At 60.3% G+C, this 19161-nt stretch carries 16 protein-coding genes and 1 pseudogene; 4 read left to right on the plus strand and 13 right to left on the minus strand.

What is annotated here, in order from left to right; translation table 11 throughout:
- Positions 1-51: 51 nt before the first annotated feature.
- From speD to SX1_RS06890, 8 genes are read right to left on the minus strand one after another with little or no spacing between them, the layout of a single operon-like run.
- On the minus strand, positions 52-450 hold the full coding sequence (gene speD / locus SX1_RS06855) for an adenosylmethionine decarboxylase (RefSeq protein WP_019052409.1): 399 nt from the start codon (positions 448-450) through the stop codon (positions 52-54).
- Positions 447-2057, minus strand: coding sequence for an NAD(P)-binding protein (locus SX1_RS06860; RefSeq protein ID WP_017180983.1), 1611 nt, complete (start codon positions 2055-2057; stop codon positions 447-449). The genes speD and SX1_RS06860 overlap by 4 nt, the downstream gene beginning before the upstream one ends.
- Complete coding sequence (locus SX1_RS06865; RefSeq protein ID WP_017180982.1) at positions 2047-3582, minus strand: polyamine aminopropyltransferase; 1536 nt, start codon at positions 3580-3582, stop codon at positions 2047-2049. The genes SX1_RS06860 and SX1_RS06865 overlap by 11 nt, the downstream gene beginning before the upstream one ends.
- Positions 3575-3787, minus strand: coding sequence for a DUF350 domain-containing protein (locus SX1_RS06870; RefSeq protein WP_017180981.1), 213 nt, complete (start codon positions 3785-3787; stop codon positions 3575-3577). Before SX1_RS06870 ends, SX1_RS06865 begins: the two co-directional genes overlap by 8 nt.
- A gap of 9 nt (positions 3788-3796) precedes the next feature.
- Entirely contained in the window at positions 3797-3943 is a 147-nt protein-coding gene (locus tag SX1_RS24475) for a hypothetical protein (protein ID WP_017180980.1), read from the minus strand.
- Positions 3940-5280 (minus strand): DUF4178 domain-containing protein, encoded by a 1341-nt coding sequence (locus tag SX1_RS06880; protein ID WP_017180979.1) that lies wholly within the window; start codon positions 5278-5280, stop codon positions 3940-3942. Before SX1_RS06880 ends, SX1_RS24475 begins: the two co-directional genes overlap by 4 nt.
- Entirely contained in the window at positions 5273-5941 is a 669-nt protein-coding gene (locus tag SX1_RS06885) for a DUF4178 domain-containing protein (RefSeq protein ID WP_017180978.1), read from the minus strand. Before SX1_RS06885 ends, SX1_RS06880 begins: the two co-directional genes overlap by 8 nt.
- 6 nt (positions 5942-5947) lie before the next feature.
- Entirely contained in the window at positions 5948-6937 is a 990-nt protein-coding gene (locus tag SX1_RS06890) for an SPFH domain-containing protein (RefSeq protein ID WP_017180977.1), read from the minus strand.
- A 182-nt stretch (positions 6938-7119) separates the two neighbouring features.
- Between SX1_RS06890 and SX1_RS06895 the strand changes: the two genes are divergently transcribed.
- The 3 genes from SX1_RS06895 to SX1_RS06905 all read left to right on the plus strand — a co-directional run bounded on the left by SX1_RS06895 (position 7120) and on the right by SX1_RS06905 (position 10716).
- The gene (locus SX1_RS06895) at positions 7120-9264 is read left to right on the plus strand and encodes a DUF3857 domain-containing protein (RefSeq protein WP_253204306.1); all 2145 of its coding nucleotides are present in this window, start codon (positions 7120-7122) and stop codon (positions 9262-9264) included.
- 131 nt (positions 9265-9395) lie between these two features.
- On the plus strand, positions 9396-10172 hold the full coding sequence (locus SX1_RS24645; protein WP_198430252.1) for a nuclear transport factor 2 family protein: 777 nt from the start codon (positions 9396-9398) through the stop codon (positions 10170-10172).
- A 211-nt stretch (positions 10173-10383) separates the two neighbouring features.
- Complete coding sequence (locus tag SX1_RS06905) at positions 10384-10716, plus strand: alpha/beta fold hydrolase (RefSeq protein ID WP_017180974.1); 333 nt, start codon at positions 10384-10386, stop codon at positions 10714-10716.
- On the opposite strand, the pseudogene SX1_RS23735 reads toward SX1_RS06905, so the two are convergent.
- The 3 genes and pseudogenes from SX1_RS23735 to SX1_RS06925 form a co-directional block, all read right to left on the minus strand.
- A pseudogene (locus SX1_RS23735) lies at positions 10705-11757 on the minus strand (IS3 family transposase). The gene SX1_RS06905 and the pseudogene SX1_RS23735 overlap by 12 nt on opposite strands.
- Positions 11758-12951: 1194 nt before the next feature.
- The gene (locus SX1_RS06920) at positions 12952-13794 is read right to left on the minus strand and encodes an NAD(P)-dependent oxidoreductase (RefSeq protein WP_017180971.1); all 843 of its coding nucleotides are present in this window, start codon (positions 13792-13794) and stop codon (positions 12952-12954) included.
- Between the two features lie 250 nt (positions 13795-14044).
- The gene (locus SX1_RS06925; protein ID WP_017180970.1) at positions 14045-15268 is read right to left on the minus strand and encodes a cytochrome P450; all 1224 of its coding nucleotides are present in this window, start codon (positions 15266-15268) and stop codon (positions 14045-14047) included.
- Between the two features lie 116 nt (positions 15269-15384).
- On the opposite strand from SX1_RS06925, the gene SX1_RS06930 reads away from it, so the two are divergent.
- Entirely contained in the window at positions 15385-15750 is a 366-nt protein-coding gene (locus SX1_RS06930) for a nuclear transport factor 2 family protein (protein WP_017180969.1), read from the plus strand.
- Between the two features lie 36 nt (positions 15751-15786).
- On the opposite strand, the gene SX1_RS06935 is transcribed toward SX1_RS06930, so the two are convergent.
- On the minus strand, positions 15787-16590 hold the full coding sequence (locus tag SX1_RS06935; protein ID WP_081609931.1) for an SDR family NAD(P)-dependent oxidoreductase: 804 nt from the start codon (positions 16588-16590) through the stop codon (positions 15787-15789).
- 75 nt (positions 16591-16665) lie between these two features.
- Positions 16666-19062, minus strand: coding sequence for a TonB-dependent receptor (locus tag SX1_RS06940; RefSeq protein ID WP_026149560.1), 2397 nt, complete (start codon positions 19060-19062; stop codon positions 16666-16668).
- Between the last annotated feature and the right edge of the window lie 99 nt (positions 19063-19161).

The following is a 19161-nucleotide window of genomic DNA, read 5'->3' on the forward strand; positions in this document are numbered from 1 at the left end:
ACCGCGCTGAACAAGCATGGACCAGATATAGTGGCCGCTCGAAAATCAACTTCAGCGTTCCAGTTTCTGACCGTCCGCTTCTCGCGCCAACTCGGAAACATCACCCCGGCGTACTAGATTCTGGCTTATGCGGGCAGGCGACAGATATCGACATAGCACATGAAGTGCCGCTGCCGGATCATGGCGCGCGCCGCACAGGAAAATGTCGACGGCTGCATAGCCATGTTCCGGCCAGGTGTGGATCGACATGTGGGATTCTGCGAGCAGGGCGACGCCGGTGACGCCCTGTCCTTCACCGAAATGATGGAGGTGAAGGCCGATCACTGTCGCCCCGGCGCTGTCCGCCGCGCCGCGCAGGGCGGCGTCGATCAGAGCGACATCGTCCAGCACGGGACATCCGTAAAGGTCCGCCAACAGGTGTCGGCCATCATAGGTAATGGGCGGAATCATAGTAGCGTCTCATGCGGATGGCCGATCGAGGATAGCGCCGCTTCCGCCGCGGCCATGCCACGATAATGGGCTTCCTCGAACAGCGACAGCCCGCTCAGGTCCGAATGGGCACGGAAGAAGGGCGGCAGGATAGCCGCGCGTTGCCGCGGCGCGACATCCCACAGGAAACCTGGCGTCGGCCGGACCATGGCGTGACCCCACTTCCAGAGGTCGATCGACCGGATCGCGCCGTTCAGGTCCGGATTCATCCCAAGCAAATCGTCACGCACCAGCCGCCGCCAATCCACATCGGACCGGTCGACCAGCAAGCGGCGGGCGGACGCGGGCGGCATGTCGGACAGGGCCATATACCAAGTCAGCACCGTAGGCCCCGTGTGCGAGTCGCTCTGGTGGGTGGCGACGACATAGCCGAGCGAAGCGCTGCTGGCCGATACATTATCCCAGGCAAGCGCGCTGCCCTTCCCCTCCGGCGCGCGATCGACGGTGACGTTGGCAATCAGCCAGGGGGCATAGCTGTAGGCTGCATCGGGCTTCTCGCCCAGCAGGCGGGTGGCGATGAAATGCGGCATGGCAAGGATCACGGCGTCAGCACGATAACGGATGCTGCTGCCCTGCTGCGCATCGAACACATCAACCATCGCTCCCTTCTCGTCAGGCCGGGCACGAAAGGCGACCTGCCCCGTCGTGATGCGATCCCCCAATCGATCAGCGATCAAGCTCGTCAGGCGGCTATTGCCTTCAGGCCAGGTCAGTTCATTGTCGCCCGAACCATCCGCAGTGAAGCCACGCCGGCTCGCAAAATAATGAATGCCGGCCCAGGCGGAGACGTCGGCTGGTTCAGTGCCGTAATCGTCACGGCAGGCGTAACGAACATGCGCGCGCAGCACAGAGGAGGTCCAGCCCTGCTGGTCGAGCCACTGCGCGAAGCTCATCCGATCGAGCGCAAGCAGATCGGCATCCCTTGCGCTATAGGCGATGGGAATGGCGAAGGCAGGCCGCCCTTCCGTATCGCGGCGACGGGAAAAGTCGGCCATGGTGCGGTTGAAGGCGGCAAGGTCGGCTTCGTCCTTGGAAGACAGGCCGGTTCGGGGTACCAGCCCCTCCTGCCATTTCCCCTGCCAGAGCAGCCGCTCCTGCAAATCGGCGCAGAGTTGCAGCGGGTCATAGACCGGCTTGCCATCCCGCTCGCCCACGATCACCCCCATTTGTCGCAGCATATGGCGCAGCCCGCGCGCTTCCTCGTTGGGAATGGGTAGGTAATGCGCGCCCAAGGGATAGGCTGACACGGCATTGCGACCGCCACGGGCATTGCCGCCAGGCTGGTCTTCGAGTTCGATCAGGCGGAAATCGTCGAAGCCGGCCTCACGCAATCGCCAGCCCGCCGACAGCCCCGCCACGCCACCGCCAGCGATCAGGAGCGGCACGCGCTCTTCGCGCACCGGTTCGGGGAAGGCGCCATCGCGCAGGCGGTGGCCAAGCGCCATGTCCGCTCCCCCGCTGCTGCCCGAAGTCGGCGTTTCACAGGCTGGCAGCGCAAGCACAGTGGCAGCCGCCATCCCGCCCTTGAGGATGGCGCGCCTGCTTGGGCCGCCCGCGTCAGCCTTCATAGCGCGCCCATTCCTCGGCGAAGCTGCGCACCAGCGCCTGATTGTCCAGACGGTTTACCGGCACCCGGCGGCGTGCCATGTCGAGCGGAAAGACCAATGCCTGCCGGGCGGTCGCATCCGACAAAAATCGATTGCCAGGCAGCAGGCGCGTCGTCGTGCCAGGATCGACCAGCCCGGCCAGGATGAAGCCCCATTCGCCGAAGCTCGGCACATAGACATGATAGGGTCTGGTCTGAAAACCGGCCGTCTCCAGCGTCTGCGCCACCGTCCAGAAAGCGGCGGGCGCGACCAGCGGCGACGTGCTCTGGACCACTGCCATGCCGCCGGGCGCCAGATGCGGGCGCAACATGCGGTAGAAGGTTTCGGTATAGAGCTTGCCCACCGAGAAATCGACCGGATCGGGAAAGTCGACGATGATGACATCGAAGCGCGCCTTCGTCTCGCGTACCCACCGGAAAGCATCAGCGTTGACGACATGCATACGCTTGTCGGTCAGCGCATCGCCGTTCAGCGCGCGCAGCAGGCCGGTCTGACTGAACAGGCGGGTCATGGCGGGATCAAGGTCGACCAATGTGACATGCCGCACGCCGGGATGGCGGAACACCTCGCGCGCGGCCAGCCCGTCGCCCCCGCCCAGGATCAGTACATTGGCCGGGCGTGCTACACGGCCCATTGCCGGATGCACCAGCGCTTCATGATAGCGATATTCGTCGCGTGAGGAAAATTGGAGGTTGCCGTTGAGGTATAGGCGGATGTCATCGTCGTGTCGGGTCAGCACCAGCCGCTGATAGGGGCTGGACGTCGCGTAAATCACGCGCTCCCCATAAGCGGCGATTTCCGACCAGCGCTGGATTCGCTCGGCCGTCAGCAAGCCTGCGATCAGGCTCATCATCACGACCAACGCCAGAATGCGTTCCCGCATCAGGCTGGCGCGTGATGGTACTAGAAGCAACAGGAGCAGCGCGACACCGACATTGAGCAGGCCGAACATGAGCCCGGTTCGGATCAGTCCCAGATGTGGCACCAGCAGGAGCGGAAACAGCAATGAAGCAGCCAGTGCGCCGACATAGTCGAAGGTCAGCACGTTCGACACCGTCTCGCTGAAATCGAACCGGTCGCGCAGGATGCGCATCAGCAGCGGAATCTCCAGACCCACCAGAAAGCCGATGACAAAGACAAGGCCATAGAGGATCGGGCGAAACTGCTCCACCAGCGGGAAAAGCAGGAACAACCCCGCTGCCGACCAGCCACCCACCAGCGCCACCAATATCTCGACCCGGATGAACAGGCGCAGCTCGTCGCGCTTGACATAGCGTGAGCACCAACTGCCCACTCCCATGGCGAACAGATAGGTGCCTATGATGATCGAAAATTGCGTGACGCTGTCGCCCAGCAGATAGCTGGCGATCGTCCCGGCAAGCAGTTCGTAGATGAGGCCGCAGGTCGCGACAGCGAACACGCTGGCCAGCAGCAACCCGACCAGCGCGGTGCGCCTGCGCTCGGTCGGCGCCGATGCGTCAGCCATGAATAGCGGCAGCTACGATGATACCCAGGGCAATGGCGATGGCGCCAGCGAACTGGGCAACGGCGACATTCTGCTTGTCCCTTATCTCCTCCCACAGCTTGCCCGGCGTCAGCAGGTCCAAAAGAACGAAGCCGGCGACGAAAACGAGCATGCCGATCCCGGCATAGACCAACGAATTGAGCAAGGTCGGCAGAGCGATGATCATCGACGTCTCCTATTTATGGGTGGGGCCGTAGGCGCGGGCGGCGCCGGCAGTGCGTCCGCCGTCGGCGAAGGGCGAATAGCCCTGCGCCGCGGCAGTCAGATAAAGACCCAATACGCCCAGGCACCAAAGGGCGTAGAGGAAGCTGCTGCGGCTCATGGCGCTTCCATCCCCCGCAACCAGTCGTCGGCATCGGCGGGTGAACCGTCCTTCTGCGCCAGCCGGGCATTTTCGAACAAGATGTGAAGGACCAGCATGAACAATGGTGGTAACAGGATCATCAGCACCGCCAGCCAGAAATTGGACGTGAAGCGAGCGCCGCGCGCCACCGTCAGGTTGACCTCGATCGGGGGCTGGCCTTCGGTCTTGTAGGTACTGCTCGACGCGTCAAAGGTCCAATTGCCAGAACTGCCCCAATGATGCGCCTGCGCATCGACGACGAGATCGTAAGTTCCGGCAGGCAGACTCGCAACCTTCAAGGTCTGCGACCGCGCCCCTTCGGACCAATAGCCGTCCGAGTCCCGGCCCGAATAATGTTCGTTCAGGGCATAGGCGTCATAGCTGTCCTGCGTCTTACGATTGACGAAGGCGACGTCGATATCGACCCAGCCTTGCTCCACACCGGGTGTCATCGCCTCGACCGTCATCGCCTGTTTGCCGAGCGGCAGCACGATTGGGCCGAATGTCTGCGACACTGTGGGGCCGTCGGGCGTCACCGACAGGCTGAACATTTGCGGTTGCATGGTCCTGCCGAACAGGGTCAGCAAAACCAGCAGCGCCACGAAGGACAGGGCAGCGATCGGCCACCAGCCCTTGATCCGCCGGGCATAGGGCGAAGGCTGGTGCGCCAGCGGCGTCATACCGGGTATCCAGACGGGCGGCGGATCGACATCGAATGCCGCCCGTATCTCCCGCCCGGTCAACAGTTCGCTGATCGTCCAGCTATTCTCCCGATCATCCTGTTCCAGGCTGAGCATGAAGCCGGGGCGTACATAGTCGCTCGCGCGCACTTCCTCGCCCGGCTTCACCCGCCAGTAGAATTCGCCCGCCACCCGCGTCACGCGCGCAGTTGTGACGCTGTAAAAGGGGGTGAAGCGTCGACCAGCGACGACCCGGTCCGGCCCGTCGCGCTGCGGCGCGGCGGTCAGCATCGTGCCCAGACTCCACTGGCCATTCTGCGCGATCAGCCAACGATAGCCGACATAGGGATTGAACAGCAGATATTCGTCCCAGATCGCCCAGCCGTCCGACCGTTGCAGCCAGCCGATCGCTTCCCATTCCACGCCGCGCAACGTGCCGCGCGTGCCGAGCGGGATCGCAAGCGAAGCCTGCATTTCATTGTAGCGGGTGATGATCCGCGCCGCCGGATCGGTCGCGTCGATCAGCGTGCCGCAATATTCGCAGGCCAGCGTGACCGTATAGCCGGCCGCGCGAAGGGCGATCGTCCCGCCGCAGGCCGGGCATGACAGGGCGCGGACGCTGTCCTCCTCAGCCATAAGCGGGCAGGCTCCAGCCGGGAAGCGGACGCAGGTTACGCGGTTGCAGCGAGGCCAGGTTCACATGATGGCCGACATAGAGGGACGGTCCATGCCGATCTTTCTGGAAGGAGGCGCAGCGCCCGTCGCGATTGCGAAAATCGACGCTTAGCGCTTCCCAGCCGATGGGCGCGGTGAAGGGCAGTTCGCCTTCGCAGCCGATGCAGCATACGGTGCGGATATCGGCGACCTCATAGGATTGTCCGGCGATATTGCCGCTTTCGCCCGGTTTGACAGGGGTATCGTTCATCAGGCGGCGGATGACCTGCGCCAGCGATCCCGTCAGTTCTACCTCGCGCAGCGCCATAAATTGGCCCATAGCCTCCCCAAGCCAGGCGTGACTGCCGTCAGCCAGAAGCATCAGCCATTCGTTCCAGGCGCCATCGTCCCAGGCCCAGCGCACCCGACCGATGATCTGGAAATTCTGATCGAAACAGCGCCCTTCCGTCCCGATCTGGATCGGGCTGATATCGAACGGCAGGACGCCAGCCTCCCCCATCCCCTGCGCGCCCTGATTGTAACGCACCACGAGCGTGCGACAATAGTCGCACACCCGAACGGGCAGCGCCGACGAGCGGAAGGCAACCTCCGCGCCGCAAGTGGGACAGGTGACCAACTGCATACGGTGCTATCGAATACGGCCCAGCAGTTCCGCCTTCTTCGTATCGAATTCGGCTTGGGTCAGCGCGCCCATATCCAGCAGCTTGTGCAGCTTTTCGATCAGCGCGAACGGGTCTTCGGCCGGGGCGGAGGGCGCGCTCGCTGTGCCGCCCAAGGCGCCGGTCATCGCCTGGCCGATGGCCAGCCCGGCCGCAGCGCCGGCACCGACCCCGGCAACGCCACCAGACTGAGCGGCGGCCGTCTCGATTGCTTCGGCTGCCTGGAATTTGGCGTAGCGGTCAAGATCGCCCAGCACGCGCATCGAACTGGCCTTGTCGAGATGTTTCTGTACCTCTTCGGGAAGGGACAGGCTCTCTACAAAGAAGCTTTCGACCGACAGCCCCCATTGGGCGAAGGTCGGCGTGACCGCGGCCTTGAGCGCTTCGGACAAAGCGGTCTGGCTGGCTGCCAGATCCAGGAAAGCGGTGCCGCCGCCGGCCACCCCCGTCGCAAGCGCAGTCTGGATCGCGGCACGCAGTTGCGGCTCGATATCCGCCACCTTCACCTCGCCCAGCGTGCCCATGATGCGCGAGGCAAAGGGTGCTACCTCTTTGATACGGAAGCTGTAACTGCCAAAGGCGCGGACGCGCAGCGGCCCCAGTTCGGGATCGCGTAGCGTCACCGGCTGCGCCGTGCCCCATTTCAGGCCGATCTGCTCCTTTTCGGAGAAGAAATAGACGTCCGACTTGAAGGGCGACTTGAAACCCTTGTCCCAGTTCATGATGGCCGTCATCAGTGGCAGGGTAGATGTGTCGAGCGTGTAAAGGCCGGGACCGAACATATCCGCGATCCGCCCTTCGTTGAAGAAGGCGGCGATCTGCCCCTCCCGCACCGTCAGTTGCGCGCCATTCTGGATTTCCCGGTCGGCGAGCGGAACGCGCCAGCCGAGCTGACCCGGCTCTTCCACCCAGTCGATGACATCCACAAACTGTTTCGACAGAAAATCCAATATACCCATGTCGCTCCCCCACGCTGGTCGCCAGCTTAGAATAGCAGGCCCACGGGACAAGCGAAATTGCAGCATGCGAGACTTATGACCCTTTTCTGATCTTGTCCGAGGTCGCGATCCGGTTCCGCTTGCAACCCCTTTGGCGCCGTTTGACGCCTTACGTCCTGCTCTCAACGGCGGACGAGAGGTCGATGCCCCCGTTGCCGAAGAGCCTTGGATATTCACCCGCGATTGCAAGAGCCATCAAACACTTGCTTAAACCGCAGCCGCAGACATTATGGCGCAAATCTCAGGGGGATGTTGTGCGGTTCACGATTTCTGCTTGCTTGGCGAGCCTGCTTGCCGGATCCACCGCTTATGCAGCGAACAGTAAGATTCAAACTGGGCCTGCGCCCAAATGGGCCGTCCAGTCGGAGCCTATGCCTGTTCCTGCCGACGCTGCAGGCGCGGTTTTCATCCGCCGTCAGGACACTGAGGTTCATCTCGATGACAAAGGGCAACTGCTCTACAACGGCTATCGCATAAAGATCCTACATCCCAACGCGCTTCAGCTTGGCAATCTGTCGCTGGCATGGAATCCAGCGGCTGGTTCGCCTGTCGTCCACGCAATGAAGATCCATCGCGAAGGTCAGGTCATCGACTTATTGAAGACGGCTTCGTTCGAGATTCTGCGTCGAGAAGACCAGCTTGAAGCGGCAAGGCTGGATGGCAATCTGACCGCCGTTTTGCGTGTGCCCGATCTCAGGGTCGGGGATGAAATCGAGTTTGGCGCAACGCTCCCTGCGAGTGATCCCACGTTGGGGAAGGACGATGCCGGCCTGCTTCTCCTTGCCGCCGATCCGGCGCCGGGCCGATACCATCTTCGTCTAAGTTGGGAGGAAAAAAACAAGCCCGCCATCAAGATGACCAACGATATGATGACGGTGGCTGAACAGAGCCCGAATGCCATCGACTATCGGTTCGACAACCCTGGCGTCCTGGCGCCGCCCAAGGATGCGCCCCCTCGTTATCAATGGCAGCGGGTCGTCGAGTATAGCAGTTTCAGCGACTGGCAGGGCATATCGCGCCTTTTTGCGCCGCTATTTGCCAATGCGTCGAGTCTGAACGCCAACTCCTCACTCAAGCAGGAGGCCGCCCGCATCGCCGCGGCCCATGCGAAGCCGCTCGACCGCGCTGCCGCCGCCCTGAAAATGGTGCAGCAGGATGTCCGCTATATTTATGTCGGGCTGAATGGCGGCAATCTGACACCGGCAGGAGCCGATGAGACATGGCAACGCCGTTACGGCGATTGCAAGGCCAAGACCGCTCTGCTGTTGGCATTGCTGCGTGAGCTAGGCGTCGAAGCCGAGCCGGTCCTCGTCAATAATAGTGGTACTGATGATGGCATGGATCAGCGGCTGCCCAGCCCACGCATGTTCGATCACGTGCTGGTACGGGCGAGCATCGATGGAAAGATCTATTGGCTTGATGGCACGATGCCTGCCGTTGTCCCACCTACACAAGAGCCGGTCATTTCCTATCGATGGGTTTTGCCGTTGACCAGGCAGGGAGGCGGTCTTGAGCGGCTTGGCTGGGCACCTGCTTCGCGACCGAATGAGATCACGCTATTCGAAATCGATGCGCGTGCTGGCTTCGACAAGCCCGCACGCATTACCAATACAACCATCAAGCGCGGAATCGAAGGCTTGCAGCAGGAGGTGCAATTTTCTGTAGCGACGCCCACGCAACTGCTCAGCGCGTTTCGTCAGAATGCGATCGGAAATACATGGCAGACCATCGAGGATGTTCAGTGGCGCTATGATGCGAAGGCGCAGGCCAGCATATTGACCGTCGTCGGCACAGGCGCCGTCGACTGGGACGATGACGGCGATGGAGTAAAATCGCTGGCGCTGCCGGGTGGTGGCTTCAACCCGCCAGAAAAGCGAATACGCGCGAAAGAGCAGGATCAGGCGCTGCCATTCTACAACAAGCCGGATTTTAGCTGTCACGTCACCACGGTCCGCCTGCCATCCACGACAAGGGCGGAGCAGTGGTCGCACAAGGATGATATTAATAACCGGATGTTTGGGCGCGCATATTACCGTGCATTCGACATATATGACGGCTCGTTGCGCATGATCCGTGGATCGAGAACCGAACAAACGGAAGTCGATGCTTCCAAAGCGCAGCATGACAATGGTCGCATCGCTGCGTTTGATAACAGCATGGCATGGATAACCTACAATCCGAGCGGCAAAAACACGGATGCTCAGGCACGCAGTAGAGTGCCTACAACGACCGAGATCGATTGGACTGGTGACAATGTGCCCTGCCTGGCATCTGGCCCGGATCGGTGAAAGCGGCGTAGGGTCAGCAGCGGCTGCGGGCCGTGCGGACCCGACCCTCTGGAGGCGTTCAGCGGCAAATTCCTTTCATATCGGGATCAGACGGTCCGCTAGCGATCCCAGGCGACAGAATATTAGCCCTCATGCTCGACCTGTGCATCAGTACGCTGTATTTGCGTTGTCTTACATCGACCTCGATCATAGCTGCCGACTGTCCGGATAATCTCGCCCTGCTCCGGTTCGACGCGATGGCCTCCCACAATTCCCGCGAGCACCCGCGCAATCAGTTGGTTGAGCCGGGTCACGACATAGCAGTCGATATTCGGCTCGGCATGTCCGTTGCCGATACCACTATCGTCGGTAAGGAAGATATAGCGCCCTCCGGTGAGCGCTGCCATCGCCCGCATGACATATTGGGCGCTATCCTCGACGCCGCTCGCCGCGATCGGGACAATTCTGACGCCCTGCTCGCGCAAATGCGCGACCGCATCGAGCGTCGCGCCGAACGCGTCGCGATGGGGTGGTGCGTCCGAGATCAGCAGCACCGCCTTGGCGGCCTCCGGGCGCCATTGCATATCGTCGGCTGCGATCAGGGCACGGTCGACGGCCTCGGGCATGTCGCCGCCGCCATCGGCATGGGCCGCAAGCAGCTGGTCGATGCCCTTTACGTAGATCCTTTGATGCAGGGAGAAGGACGAGAAGGCATTTCGGCCATGATCGCCGCGGCGCGATCGCAATTTCCTGGACATGACTTCGCACTCACCGGCCCGGTCGACGAGCATGGCGGCAATATCCGTTTCTCTTGGGCGCTTTCGATCGATAGCGGGGAGCCTGTGGTGCGAGGAACCGATTTCGTGCGGGTCGACGCGCAAGGGCGCATCGCAGAGGTCGTAGGCTTTCTAGATGGAGGTGCGGCATGACAGTGCCTTTTGTCGAAAGCGAGGATGGTCATCGTTGGAGCGATGGGGCCGCTTCTGGTCGCCTCGGAAGAGAAGCCCCGCCCGGCGCGTCGGCAGAAATGCTCGATATGCTCATGACACAGATGGGAGCGATTCTGGGGGCTGAATCGAGGCCACCAAGGATGCGTTTGCGCCGGGGACCAATCCAGCAGTCAGCGAATGGCTCGGTAGCATGATCCTCGACTGCTCACGATGGACCTCCATCGATCTCCAACGTGCCTTCATGCACACGGATTTCCGGGCGAAAGCGGAGGCGCTTCGGTTGCGGATGACGATCATTTACGGTGATCGCGATGCGTCGGTCCCGATCTATCCCACCGGCGGGCGCTATGCCGAACTGATCCCGCAGTCTCGGCTTGTGGTTCACGAAGGTGCGCCGCACGTCGTCATTCACCCAACGAGGCACGCGCGTGGAGTGAGCAAGCGGAACCTTTTCGTTGGGAAACTGCAAATTGCTCCTGATCTGCCCCCGCCGAATGGACCGATTGGTTTGTTAGTGAATTAAGGTTATTGCCGCCATATCCAGACGGAGGTGGAGCGAAGCGGAACCGGAGGCCGAGATATGGCGGTGTCGCCGTTTCCGGGCCGGTGGTCGGTAGCCCAGGCTGCCGTGCGGGCGGACAGTGTTGTAATGCCGCCGCCATGATTCGATCAGCACTTTGGCCTCGGCGAGACTATAGAAGATCTTGCCATTAAGCAGTTCGTTGCGAAGCGACCCATCGAAGCTTTCGTTATATCCATTCTCCCATGGTGATCCCGGTGCGATGTAGAGCGTCTTCACGCCGATCTGCCCCAGCCATTTCTGGACGGCAGTTGCGATAAATTCGCTGCCGTTGTCCGACCGTATATGTGCGCGCGGGTCGCGGGAGATGAACAAGTCGGCCAGGGCCGCCAGCACGTCTTCATGGCGGAGCTGCCGTGCAACGATGGGCGCGAGGCATTCCCTGCTGGCCTCGTCGATGATGGTCAAGATACGGAACTTGCCACCCTCATGCGTGCGCCCTGCGACGAAGTCGTAAGCCCATAATGCCCCGGATATTGGGGCTGCAGGCGGATGCAGGACCCGTCGTTAAGCCACATGCGTCCACGTTTTGGCTGGCGCAGCGGAACCTTTAGCCCCTCACGCCGCCAGATCCGCTCAACTCGTTTATGGTTCACTTTCCATTTGCCCTGTGTCGATCGATGCTGGCCCAGCACCCGGCAGATCCGTCGTTCGGACACCGGCACCGGAAGCTCTCGTCGCACATGATCGATGCAGCGTCGTCGTCGCGAGGGGCTTAGAAGTTTAGCTGAGCTGGCCTTCGGCTCCCCGTGCGGCTTCCTGAAGGATCAGTTTATCCAGTGTCAGGTCCGAGATCGCCCGGCGCAGCCGCTGGTTCTCCTTCTCCAGATCTTTCATTCGCTGAGCCTGATCGGTCTTGAGGCCGCCATACTCCTTGCGCCAACGATAATATGTTTGCTCGCTGACTGCGATCCGCCGGCATGCCTCGGCAGTCGAGGCCCCCTGCGCCAGCACGATCTCAACTTCACGCAGCTTGCCGATGATCTCTTCCGACTTGTGCTTCTTGCTTGGCGTCTGTCGTCCCTTTCGTGGTCCAGACTATCATAGTCTCTGGGCCACTCAGCGGGAGGCAGATCACTCTTTCACGTCGGACTATACTCAAAATCGATCACATTTCAGGGGAGTACGTCACGCGGCCTGTGTTGCTGAACGAGGAACGCCGCCCGCGGATTTCCCTGGGCGGCGTATGTTGTGTGTGTGTGTTTGGTTGCGGGAGTAGGATTACAAATAAACACGCACGGAATTGATTTATATAGCGACAAATTTCTGTTCGATTTTAGAAATTCAACAATTTAATCAACAACAATATTGAACTTCTTGAGACAATATAAACCTTTGTAGTTCCATTGTCAATTTGATGGCCGCACAGACCCACGAGGATTGATTTTGAATTTTGAATAGGATCCCTGCGGCACGAACATCTTCGCGCCTTGTCGATGATAATCATCAAAATCCGTTCTCCGGAGCGGGTAAAGCCTCCGCTTTTGCGGCCCCATCCGACGTGCTAAAAATTCAAAATTGTGCCAGCCAGATACCCACGGGGAGCACCTCGGCGGTTCAACAGATTGTGAATACGTATTATGTTAATTTTTATGGTCGGTGGCCCAATGAGTGCGATTGTGTCAGTTACATTCTGCGTGAGACCGGCCGCGAAACTCTAACCCGGGGTGGACCAGAGAATGGTGTCGGATCAAAGGAGCGGGACCCTACCTCTGAATGGTAACAATCAGGGGAGCAGGTCACCGTTTTCAGAAAATTAAGACCGAAGCGTTCGACCGCCGTGGCGAAATATTCAAAGGAATCAAGTATCGAGCAAAGCCGTCTGTGGCACTCCGAGTTTACGTGCTCAAGGACGGCCGTAAACATCTCACCTTTCGAAGGAAAATAACGCCCCCAGGGGCTCTTCGAGCCACCAACCGTTGCAGCTATTCCTCACATGGTTGTCTGGGGATAGCCATCCTGCAAAAAAGATCGTCGAGCTACGGCAATGATGAACTGCCGTTGATCGAATTGACGCTCTTCCCTTCGAGAAAGCGCCCCTTAATCTTGGACGAAATAACCACAATTATAAGTTCGCCGAGGAATTAGAAAGGATAGGTCGCAAGTAGCGGGAATCGATACAAAATCGAGCACGTCGAGCTTTGTCCGCGAAACCTGATTCCTGCGGATTGTGACAATCTAGCTTTCACAGATCGCAAGCAGCGTTTTCTTGAGCAGCGTCTTGGTATGGCTGGTGATCGGCGACGGGGCATCGGCATTAGCCGCCAGCTCCTCGGCCAGTGCAAGGTCCTTTTCGCCGATGCCCGCTTGGCTGGCAAAGAAGGCGCGTCGGGCGGCGTCTCCCGGATTGTTGCGGAAATCGATGAAACCCGCCATCGGCGGGGTGAGATTGCCGTTGCGCTTCATCACGTTCAGCAGCTTATCCATCGGCACGCCGGACGCCTCCGCCACATTGGCGACCTCGACACCCAGCATGATGCCGCACCAGGATACGAGATTGTTGCAAATCTTGAGCGCCATGGCCGATCCGAGCGGGCCGATGTGCATCCTGTTCGTCGAAAAGGCGTCGAGGATAATCCGGACGCGCTCGGCGACGGATTCATCGCCGCCGGTCATGCAGAAGACGAACGGACCATCCTTGGTCATTTCGGTGCGTGTAACCGGCGCGTCGAGGACGTCGACGCCCACAGAAGCGGCGCGCTTGGCAATCTGCTGCGCGGTCTTAGGCTTGATCGTGCTGTGGATGAGCAGGGTCGCGCCCCGCTTCATTACGGGCAACAGCGCATCGACGCATTCCAGTACCTGCGTATCGTCCCGCACGCAAATGCCGACAGCGTCGGCATCGACGCCGACATCCGCGATGGATGCGGCGAGCGTGGCGCGGCCCTCGAACTTCGCCAATGCCTCGGGAAACAGGTCGTACACAGTAAGTTCGAGCGGCAATTTGGCCAATTCCCGCGCCTGATCGCCACCCATGCTGCCAAGGCCGATGAAGCCAATTTTCCTGATATTATCCGTCATGAAATATCCCTGGCCTTTTCCAAGTTCGCAAGCGAGCTAATCACTGTGAACGTCCTTCGTAAATCCCCAACTGGGTCTGCCTGACTGCCAAACTATTGCAGGAGTGCCATGGCTAACGGCTCGACCCGTAGCTTTTCATCCGAAGCGAATGTGGCGCCAGAGCAGATGGCCGGCGTCATCAGACACCCGCTCCAGATCCGAGTTTCAGGCGTCAGCCCCGATGTCGCGGCAATTCAGCCGCCGATCCTGTTCAGCTCCATTGCAAATGGAGGTCTGGCACATGCAGGATATTGCCCACATAATATGGCACCCGGAAACCGTCCTTGATCCGGAATTCCGGTATGGCCTTGACGAATTCCTCGACCGCGATCTGCAGTTCCAGCCGTGCCAGGTGCATCCCCAGGCATTTGTGGATGCCACTGCCCAGCGACATGTGCGGCGCCTTGCGATCGAAGCGGATCGCCTGGGGATCTTCATAGAAAGCCGGATCGCGTCCCACCACGGGGGAACTAAACGCCACATAATCGCCGGGCATTATTTTCTGCCCATGAATCTCGATGACCTTGGTTGCGATACGGAAGGCCGTAACCGGCGCGAAAGCGCGCAGGAATTCTTCGACTGCCAGGACGATCAGCGATGGATCAACGCGCAGCGCGTTCTGTTTGTCCGGATGCGACGCCAGATAGTTGAAGATGTTGCCGAGCAGGGACGTAACCGTGTCGAGGCCGCCAATGTACAGATTGAAGCAATGGCCGAACACCTCGTCATCATTCCACAAACGGCCATCGACCTCGAAGGTCAGCACCTTGCTGATATAGTCGTCGCGCGGCTGCTGGCGGCGTGCCTCAATCTCTTCCAGCAGATAGTCCTTTACGCAGCGTACAGCGTTACCGCGCACTTGCCAGTCGTTGGAATGGAGCATTTCCTTTTCCCATTTAAGGAATTGCGTCATTCTTTCCTGCGGCAGGCCCAGCAGATCGAGGACGATGTAGATCGGGAATTTTTCCGAAAATTCATCGATGAAATCGCATTGCCCGCGATCCTTGAAGGCGTCGATCAAGGCCTGCGCTCGCTCGCGCACCTGCTCCTTCATCGCGAACATCTTCTGCGGTGAGAAATGACTGTTCAGCGCCTTGCGATAGCCGGTGTGGACTGGCGGGTCGGCCTCGGTCGGAATGACCAGCCAGTTTTCGCCGATATTCTGCGCCCATTTGCCCATGCCGTTCTTGGTGAAATTGTCGGCATCGCGCAGCATTGCCTGTACATCCTCGGCATTTTTGAGCAGCCAGCCAGGTTGATCGCCCGGGAAGATGTTGGTGACATAGGTGATCGGCGGCAGCTCCGCATGCATCGCGGGGATCAGCACTTCCTGTGGATTGTCATAGATCACCGTCCGCGAAAAGAGCGGCAGCGCCATCGCCAGTTCGGGCGGCACGTGATCCGGCAGGGGCTGTTGTGCGACTTGGGTCATCATAGTCTCCGAAGCAAAAAGAGATAAATTCCACCCCTGCCAAAGACAGGTGCGATCGTGGCCGTCCGTCTGAGACTGGTGAGCATGCGGACGAGCCGCAATGACAGGAGGCGATGCACATGAGTGAGGCAGACGTGCTGGATCTGGAACAGGCGATCCGGGACAATTACCGGCTGTGGAACGAAGGGAAGCGCGAAGAACTCGATCGTCTTTTCCGGGCGTTGGGGCCAGAGGGGTTCACGATCGAATATGTCGGTTCGCCCGCCGTGGACGGCAACGCCGCGATGACGGAGATGTGGGCGGAATATGGAGGAAAATGCACGACCGAACCGCTGGAGGTGATCGTCAACGGCGCTGAAGGCGCCGCCTATGTCGCCAACCACCTGCAAACCAAGGATGGCGTCGTTACGCTGCCAAGCCTCGAAACCTACAAGGTCGCCGATGGCCGGCTGACGATCCGCTATTTTCATCGGACCGCTCACTAACCTCCCATGCTCCGACGTGCAGGCGCTGGACACGGCTCAGTCCTTCGCCTGCATGAAGGCCAGCAGGTCGGCATAATGGGGTTGGTGGACGAGACCGCCGCCCGAAATCGAGATGTTCTCACCCGTGATGTAGCGCGCTTCGTCCGAAGCGAGGAAGGCGACCAACGCCGCGATATCATCCGGCGTTCCGAATTCCGGCGTCAATATGTGCCGCTGGATGATTTCCTTCAGCCCTGGCACGGTCTTTTCCAGGGCTTCGGTCAGCACCACACCCGGCGCGATGCTGTTGCAGCGGATATTCTGCCGCCCATGCTGGGTCGCTACATATTTGGTGAGCCCGATGATCGCGGCCTTCGAGGAACCATAAGCGATGCGCGCCAGATCGCCCGCACTGCCCGAATTGGATGCGGTGTTGATGATCGAACCGCCCCCGCCCGCGACCATATGCGGGATGGCATATTTGCATCCGAGCAGATAGCCGGTGAGATTGACGTCGAGAATTTCGCGCCAGATGCCGATCGGAATATCGACGGCGGTGGTGTCCTGCGGGCTCTTGTCCGGATCGGTCATCGCCGCATTGTTGTGCAATATGTCCAGCCTGCCGAAATGGTCGACGGCGCGATCCACCATCGCCTTCACCGACTGCGGGTCGGCGGCATCGAACTGGACCGGCAGCGCCTTGTCGCCCAGCGGTTCCGCCGCGCGAACGGCGGCGGCCTCGAACAGGTCGGCGATCACGACGCGCGCGCCCTCCGCGACCAGGCGTCGCGCGACCGCGGCGCCGATACCGCCGCCGCCGCCTGTGACGATCGCCACCCTGTCTACCAACCTCGTCATCATGCGCGCATCCCCGGTGGTGGGCTGGCGAGAGAAGGCTGCATCGATCGCAGCTTGTCCCGCCAGCCGCTTATCCGATTAGAATTTAAACGTTGTTTCAACGCCATAGGTGACCGGCTGGCCAACATAGGCGGCTGCAATGCCCAATGTCCGATAGAGATCGGGGAAGCGGCGCAGCAGATATTTCTTGTTCGTGATGTTGCGGCCATAGACCGCCACTTCGACATTGGGATTTTCAAGCTGGAACGCGATACGCCCGTTGAAGATGCCATAGCCAGGTACGAAGCCGAGGCGGTTTTCCGTCTCGTAGGCCGCCTTTGTCGCCGCCGACGCTTGATCTGCCGCCCGGACCGCATCGAAATGCTGACCCCCGACATAGGAATAGGCGCCAGTGACGGCGAGCGTGCCGCCGCCGACAGGAATCTTCTGCGTGGCGCTGACGTTAAGCTGCTTCTTGGGCAATTGCAGCAGCGGCAAGCCGCTCAGATCGACGACGCAGCCGTTGGCGACCCCGGCGCTATTGGTGCAGCCGCTGCCGGCCACCACCTGGATTTCGCTGAAGCTGCCCTTCGCATATTTGCCATCCTGCAGCGAGCCGTTGACGCTGAGCGTCATGCCTTCCCAGGGCACGGCGGTGATTTCATTTTCTATGCCCCAGATGCGGACCTTGCCATTATTCTGGATATATTGGGTAACACCGATACCGGTCACGAAGCTGTTGACGATCGCCTGATTGTCATCCTTCCAGGTATGGAAGACCGCCGAGTTGAAGCGCAGGCGTCGGTCGAAGAGATCGACCTTCAGACCGGCCTCCACATCCTTCACCTTTTCAGGAGAGAAGGCAGGCAGGCCGCCTGCACGCAGGTTCCAGCCGCCGGCCTTCGCCGCGCCGCGGGTCGCAGCATAGAGGAAGATATTGTCGCTAGCCTGCCAGTCGATGCCCAGGTTCCAGGCCGGATAGTTGAATTTGGCATTCTGCTCCTGATTGCAGCTGGTGGCCGTCACGGGGCTCGTTGGCGTCACGGTGCAGTTGATGCCGGTCGGCGTACCCGCCACGGCGACGTTATAGGGCAAACCATATACCTGTGCATTGTGCAGCACGCTGTCGCGGGTGTCCCATGTATAACGGAAGCCGCCGACCGCACGCAGCTTCGGCGTCAGTTCATAATAGGCCTGCGCGAACAGACCGAAGGTCTTGTTGGTGACGTCGGCATTGGAATCGCGGATGAGTCCGCCGAAAATCTGCGAGCGGCTGAATTCATAGCCGCTTTCCTTGCCGGCATAGGCGCCCGTGATGAAGCTGAGGCTGTCGGTGATATTGCCGGAAAGCTGGAATTCCTGAGAAACATAATAGGATCCAGACCCCGCAAAGGTCGCCAGCAACGGCACGGCCGTACCGTCCGTATCATTCTGGCCATAGTTCATCGAATGGCGATAGCCGGTGATCGACTTGAAGTTCAGGCCACCCAGTTCGACGTTGAGCGTACCGGAAAACCCATATACTTCGAGCGTATTGAATGGCTGCACGCCATAGAGAGCCCGCGCTTCAGGGGTGAGCGTGCCGATAGTGGCCGGGACCGATGTCCCGGTCGCGGTGTTGCCCCACCAATGGTCCTTGGTCAGCAGGCCCGCCGTCAGGCCCGGCTGGAAGGCGGCGGGGACGATCGCCGGATTGAAGGCCCAAAGTGCGATCTGCTGACCATGGTTGTACTGACGGTTCCAGTCGCCCGAAAGGGTCAGATCCCAGCCATTGCCTTCATATTTCAGCTTGCCGCGCAAGAACTTGCTGTTGTTATCGGAAAAGTCGCGGTGGGTGGCGAAGTTGTCGCCATAGCCGTCCCGGTCACTGATTGCGCCGCTCAGGCGAATTGCGAGCCCCTCTGCCAGCGGCACATTGATATTGGCCTGCGCACCCAGCGTGCTGTAATTGCCAAACTCCGCCTTGAAGGCGCCGCTGAGCTGGTCGTTGGGATCATTGGTAACGATGTTGATCGCGCCGCCGGTCGTATTGCGGCCAAAGAGCGTGCCCTGCGGCCCGCGCAGAACTTCCAGCCGTTGCACGTCCTGAATGTCGGTCATGCCCGTCGAGGGCCGAGGGATGTAGATCCCGTCAATATAAGTGGCGACCGCCGGATCGTTGGCGAGAATAGGCTGGAGATTGCCCTGACCGCGGATGGCAACGAAGACGATGCCGTCGCCGCCGGCGGAACCGCGGCCGATGACCAAGCCCGGCGCGGTGCGCTGAAGGTCGACGACATTTTCCACCTTGGCCGTCGTCAAGGCTTCGGGGGTTAGCGCCGTGACGGCGATCGGGGTCGTCTGGAGGCTTTCTTCAGTGCGGCGCGCCGTGACGACGATATCCTGAATGCCTTCGCTAGCGCCCGATTGCGGCTGCTGCGCATAAACGGGCTGCGCCATGGCGGCGACGAGCGCGCCCATGCCGATCGCGCCCAGAGTGACGGCCTTCCTGCTCATATCTTCCTCCCCATCATTGTATGTTGCCTCGAATTCCAATGTGGAGCCGTCTAACTTGGAGCCGATCTGCTCCATAGTGGCCGGTCCACGGTTGACTGT

It is taken from the genome of Sphingobium xenophagum NBRC 107872 (assembly GCF_000367345.1).
In the GTDB taxonomy this organism is placed as follows: Bacteria; Pseudomonadota; Alphaproteobacteria; order Sphingomonadales; family Sphingomonadaceae; genus Sphingobium; species Sphingobium xenophagum.

Excerpts from the sequence above, each read along its gene's own strand:
- SX1_RS06920 (WP_017180971.1), bottom strand. The coding sequence starts at position 13,794 with ATGACGGATAATATCAGGAAAATTGGCTTCATCGGCCTTGGCAGCATG.
- SX1_RS24475 (WP_017180980.1), bottom strand. The coding sequence starts at position 3,943 with ATGAGCCGCAGCAGCTTCCTCTACGCCCTTTGGTGCCTGGGCGTATTG.
- SX1_RS06885 (WP_017180978.1), bottom strand. The coding sequence starts at position 5,941 with ATGCAGTTGGTCACCTGTCCCACTTGCGGCGCGGAGGTTGCCTTCCGC.
- SX1_RS06925 (WP_017180970.1), bottom strand. The coding sequence starts at position 15,268 with ATGATGACCCAAGTCGCACAACAGCCCCTGCCGGATCACGTGCCGCCC.
- SX1_RS06930 (WP_017180969.1), top strand. The coding sequence starts at position 15,385 with ATGAGTGAGGCAGACGTGCTGGATCTGGAACAGGCGATCCGGGACAAT.
- SX1_RS24645 (WP_198430252.1), top strand. The coding sequence starts at position 9,396 with ATGCTCGACCTGTGCATCAGTACGCTGTATTTGCGTTGTCTTACATCG.
- SX1_RS06860 (WP_017180983.1), bottom strand. The coding sequence starts at position 2,057 with ATGAAGGCTGACGCGGGCGGCCCAAGCAGGCGCGCCATCCTCAAGGGC.
- SX1_RS06870 (WP_017180981.1), bottom strand. The coding sequence starts at position 3,787 with ATGATCATCGCTCTGCCGACCTTGCTCAATTCGTTGGTCTATGCCGGG.
- SX1_RS06890 (WP_017180977.1), bottom strand. The coding sequence starts at position 6,937 with ATGGGTATATTGGATTTTCTGTCGAAACAGTTTGTGGATGTCATCGAC.
- SX1_RS06865 (WP_017180982.1), bottom strand. The coding sequence starts at position 3,582 with ATGGCTGACGCATCGGCGCCGACCGAGCGCAGGCGCACCGCGCTGGTC.
- SX1_RS06880 (WP_017180979.1), bottom strand. The coding sequence starts at position 5,280 with ATGGCTGAGGAGGACAGCGTCCGCGCCCTGTCATGCCCGGCCTGCGGC.
- speD (WP_019052409.1), bottom strand. The coding sequence starts at position 450 with ATGATTCCGCCCATTACCTATGATGGCCGACACCTGTTGGCGGACCTT.
- SX1_RS06905 (WP_017180974.1), top strand. The coding sequence starts at position 10,384 with ATGATCCTCGACTGCTCACGATGGACCTCCATCGATCTCCAACGTGCC.
- SX1_RS06895 (WP_253204306.1), top strand. The coding sequence starts at position 7,120 with ATGCCCCCGTTGCCGAAGAGCCTTGGATATTCACCCGCGATTGCAAGA.
- SX1_RS06940 (WP_026149560.1), bottom strand. The coding sequence starts at position 19,062 with ATGAGCAGGAAGGCCGTCACTCTGGGCGCGATCGGCATGGGCGCGCTC.
- SX1_RS06935 (WP_081609931.1), bottom strand. The coding sequence starts at position 16,590 with ATGATGACGAGGTTGGTAGACAGGGTGGCGATCGTCACAGGCGGCGGC.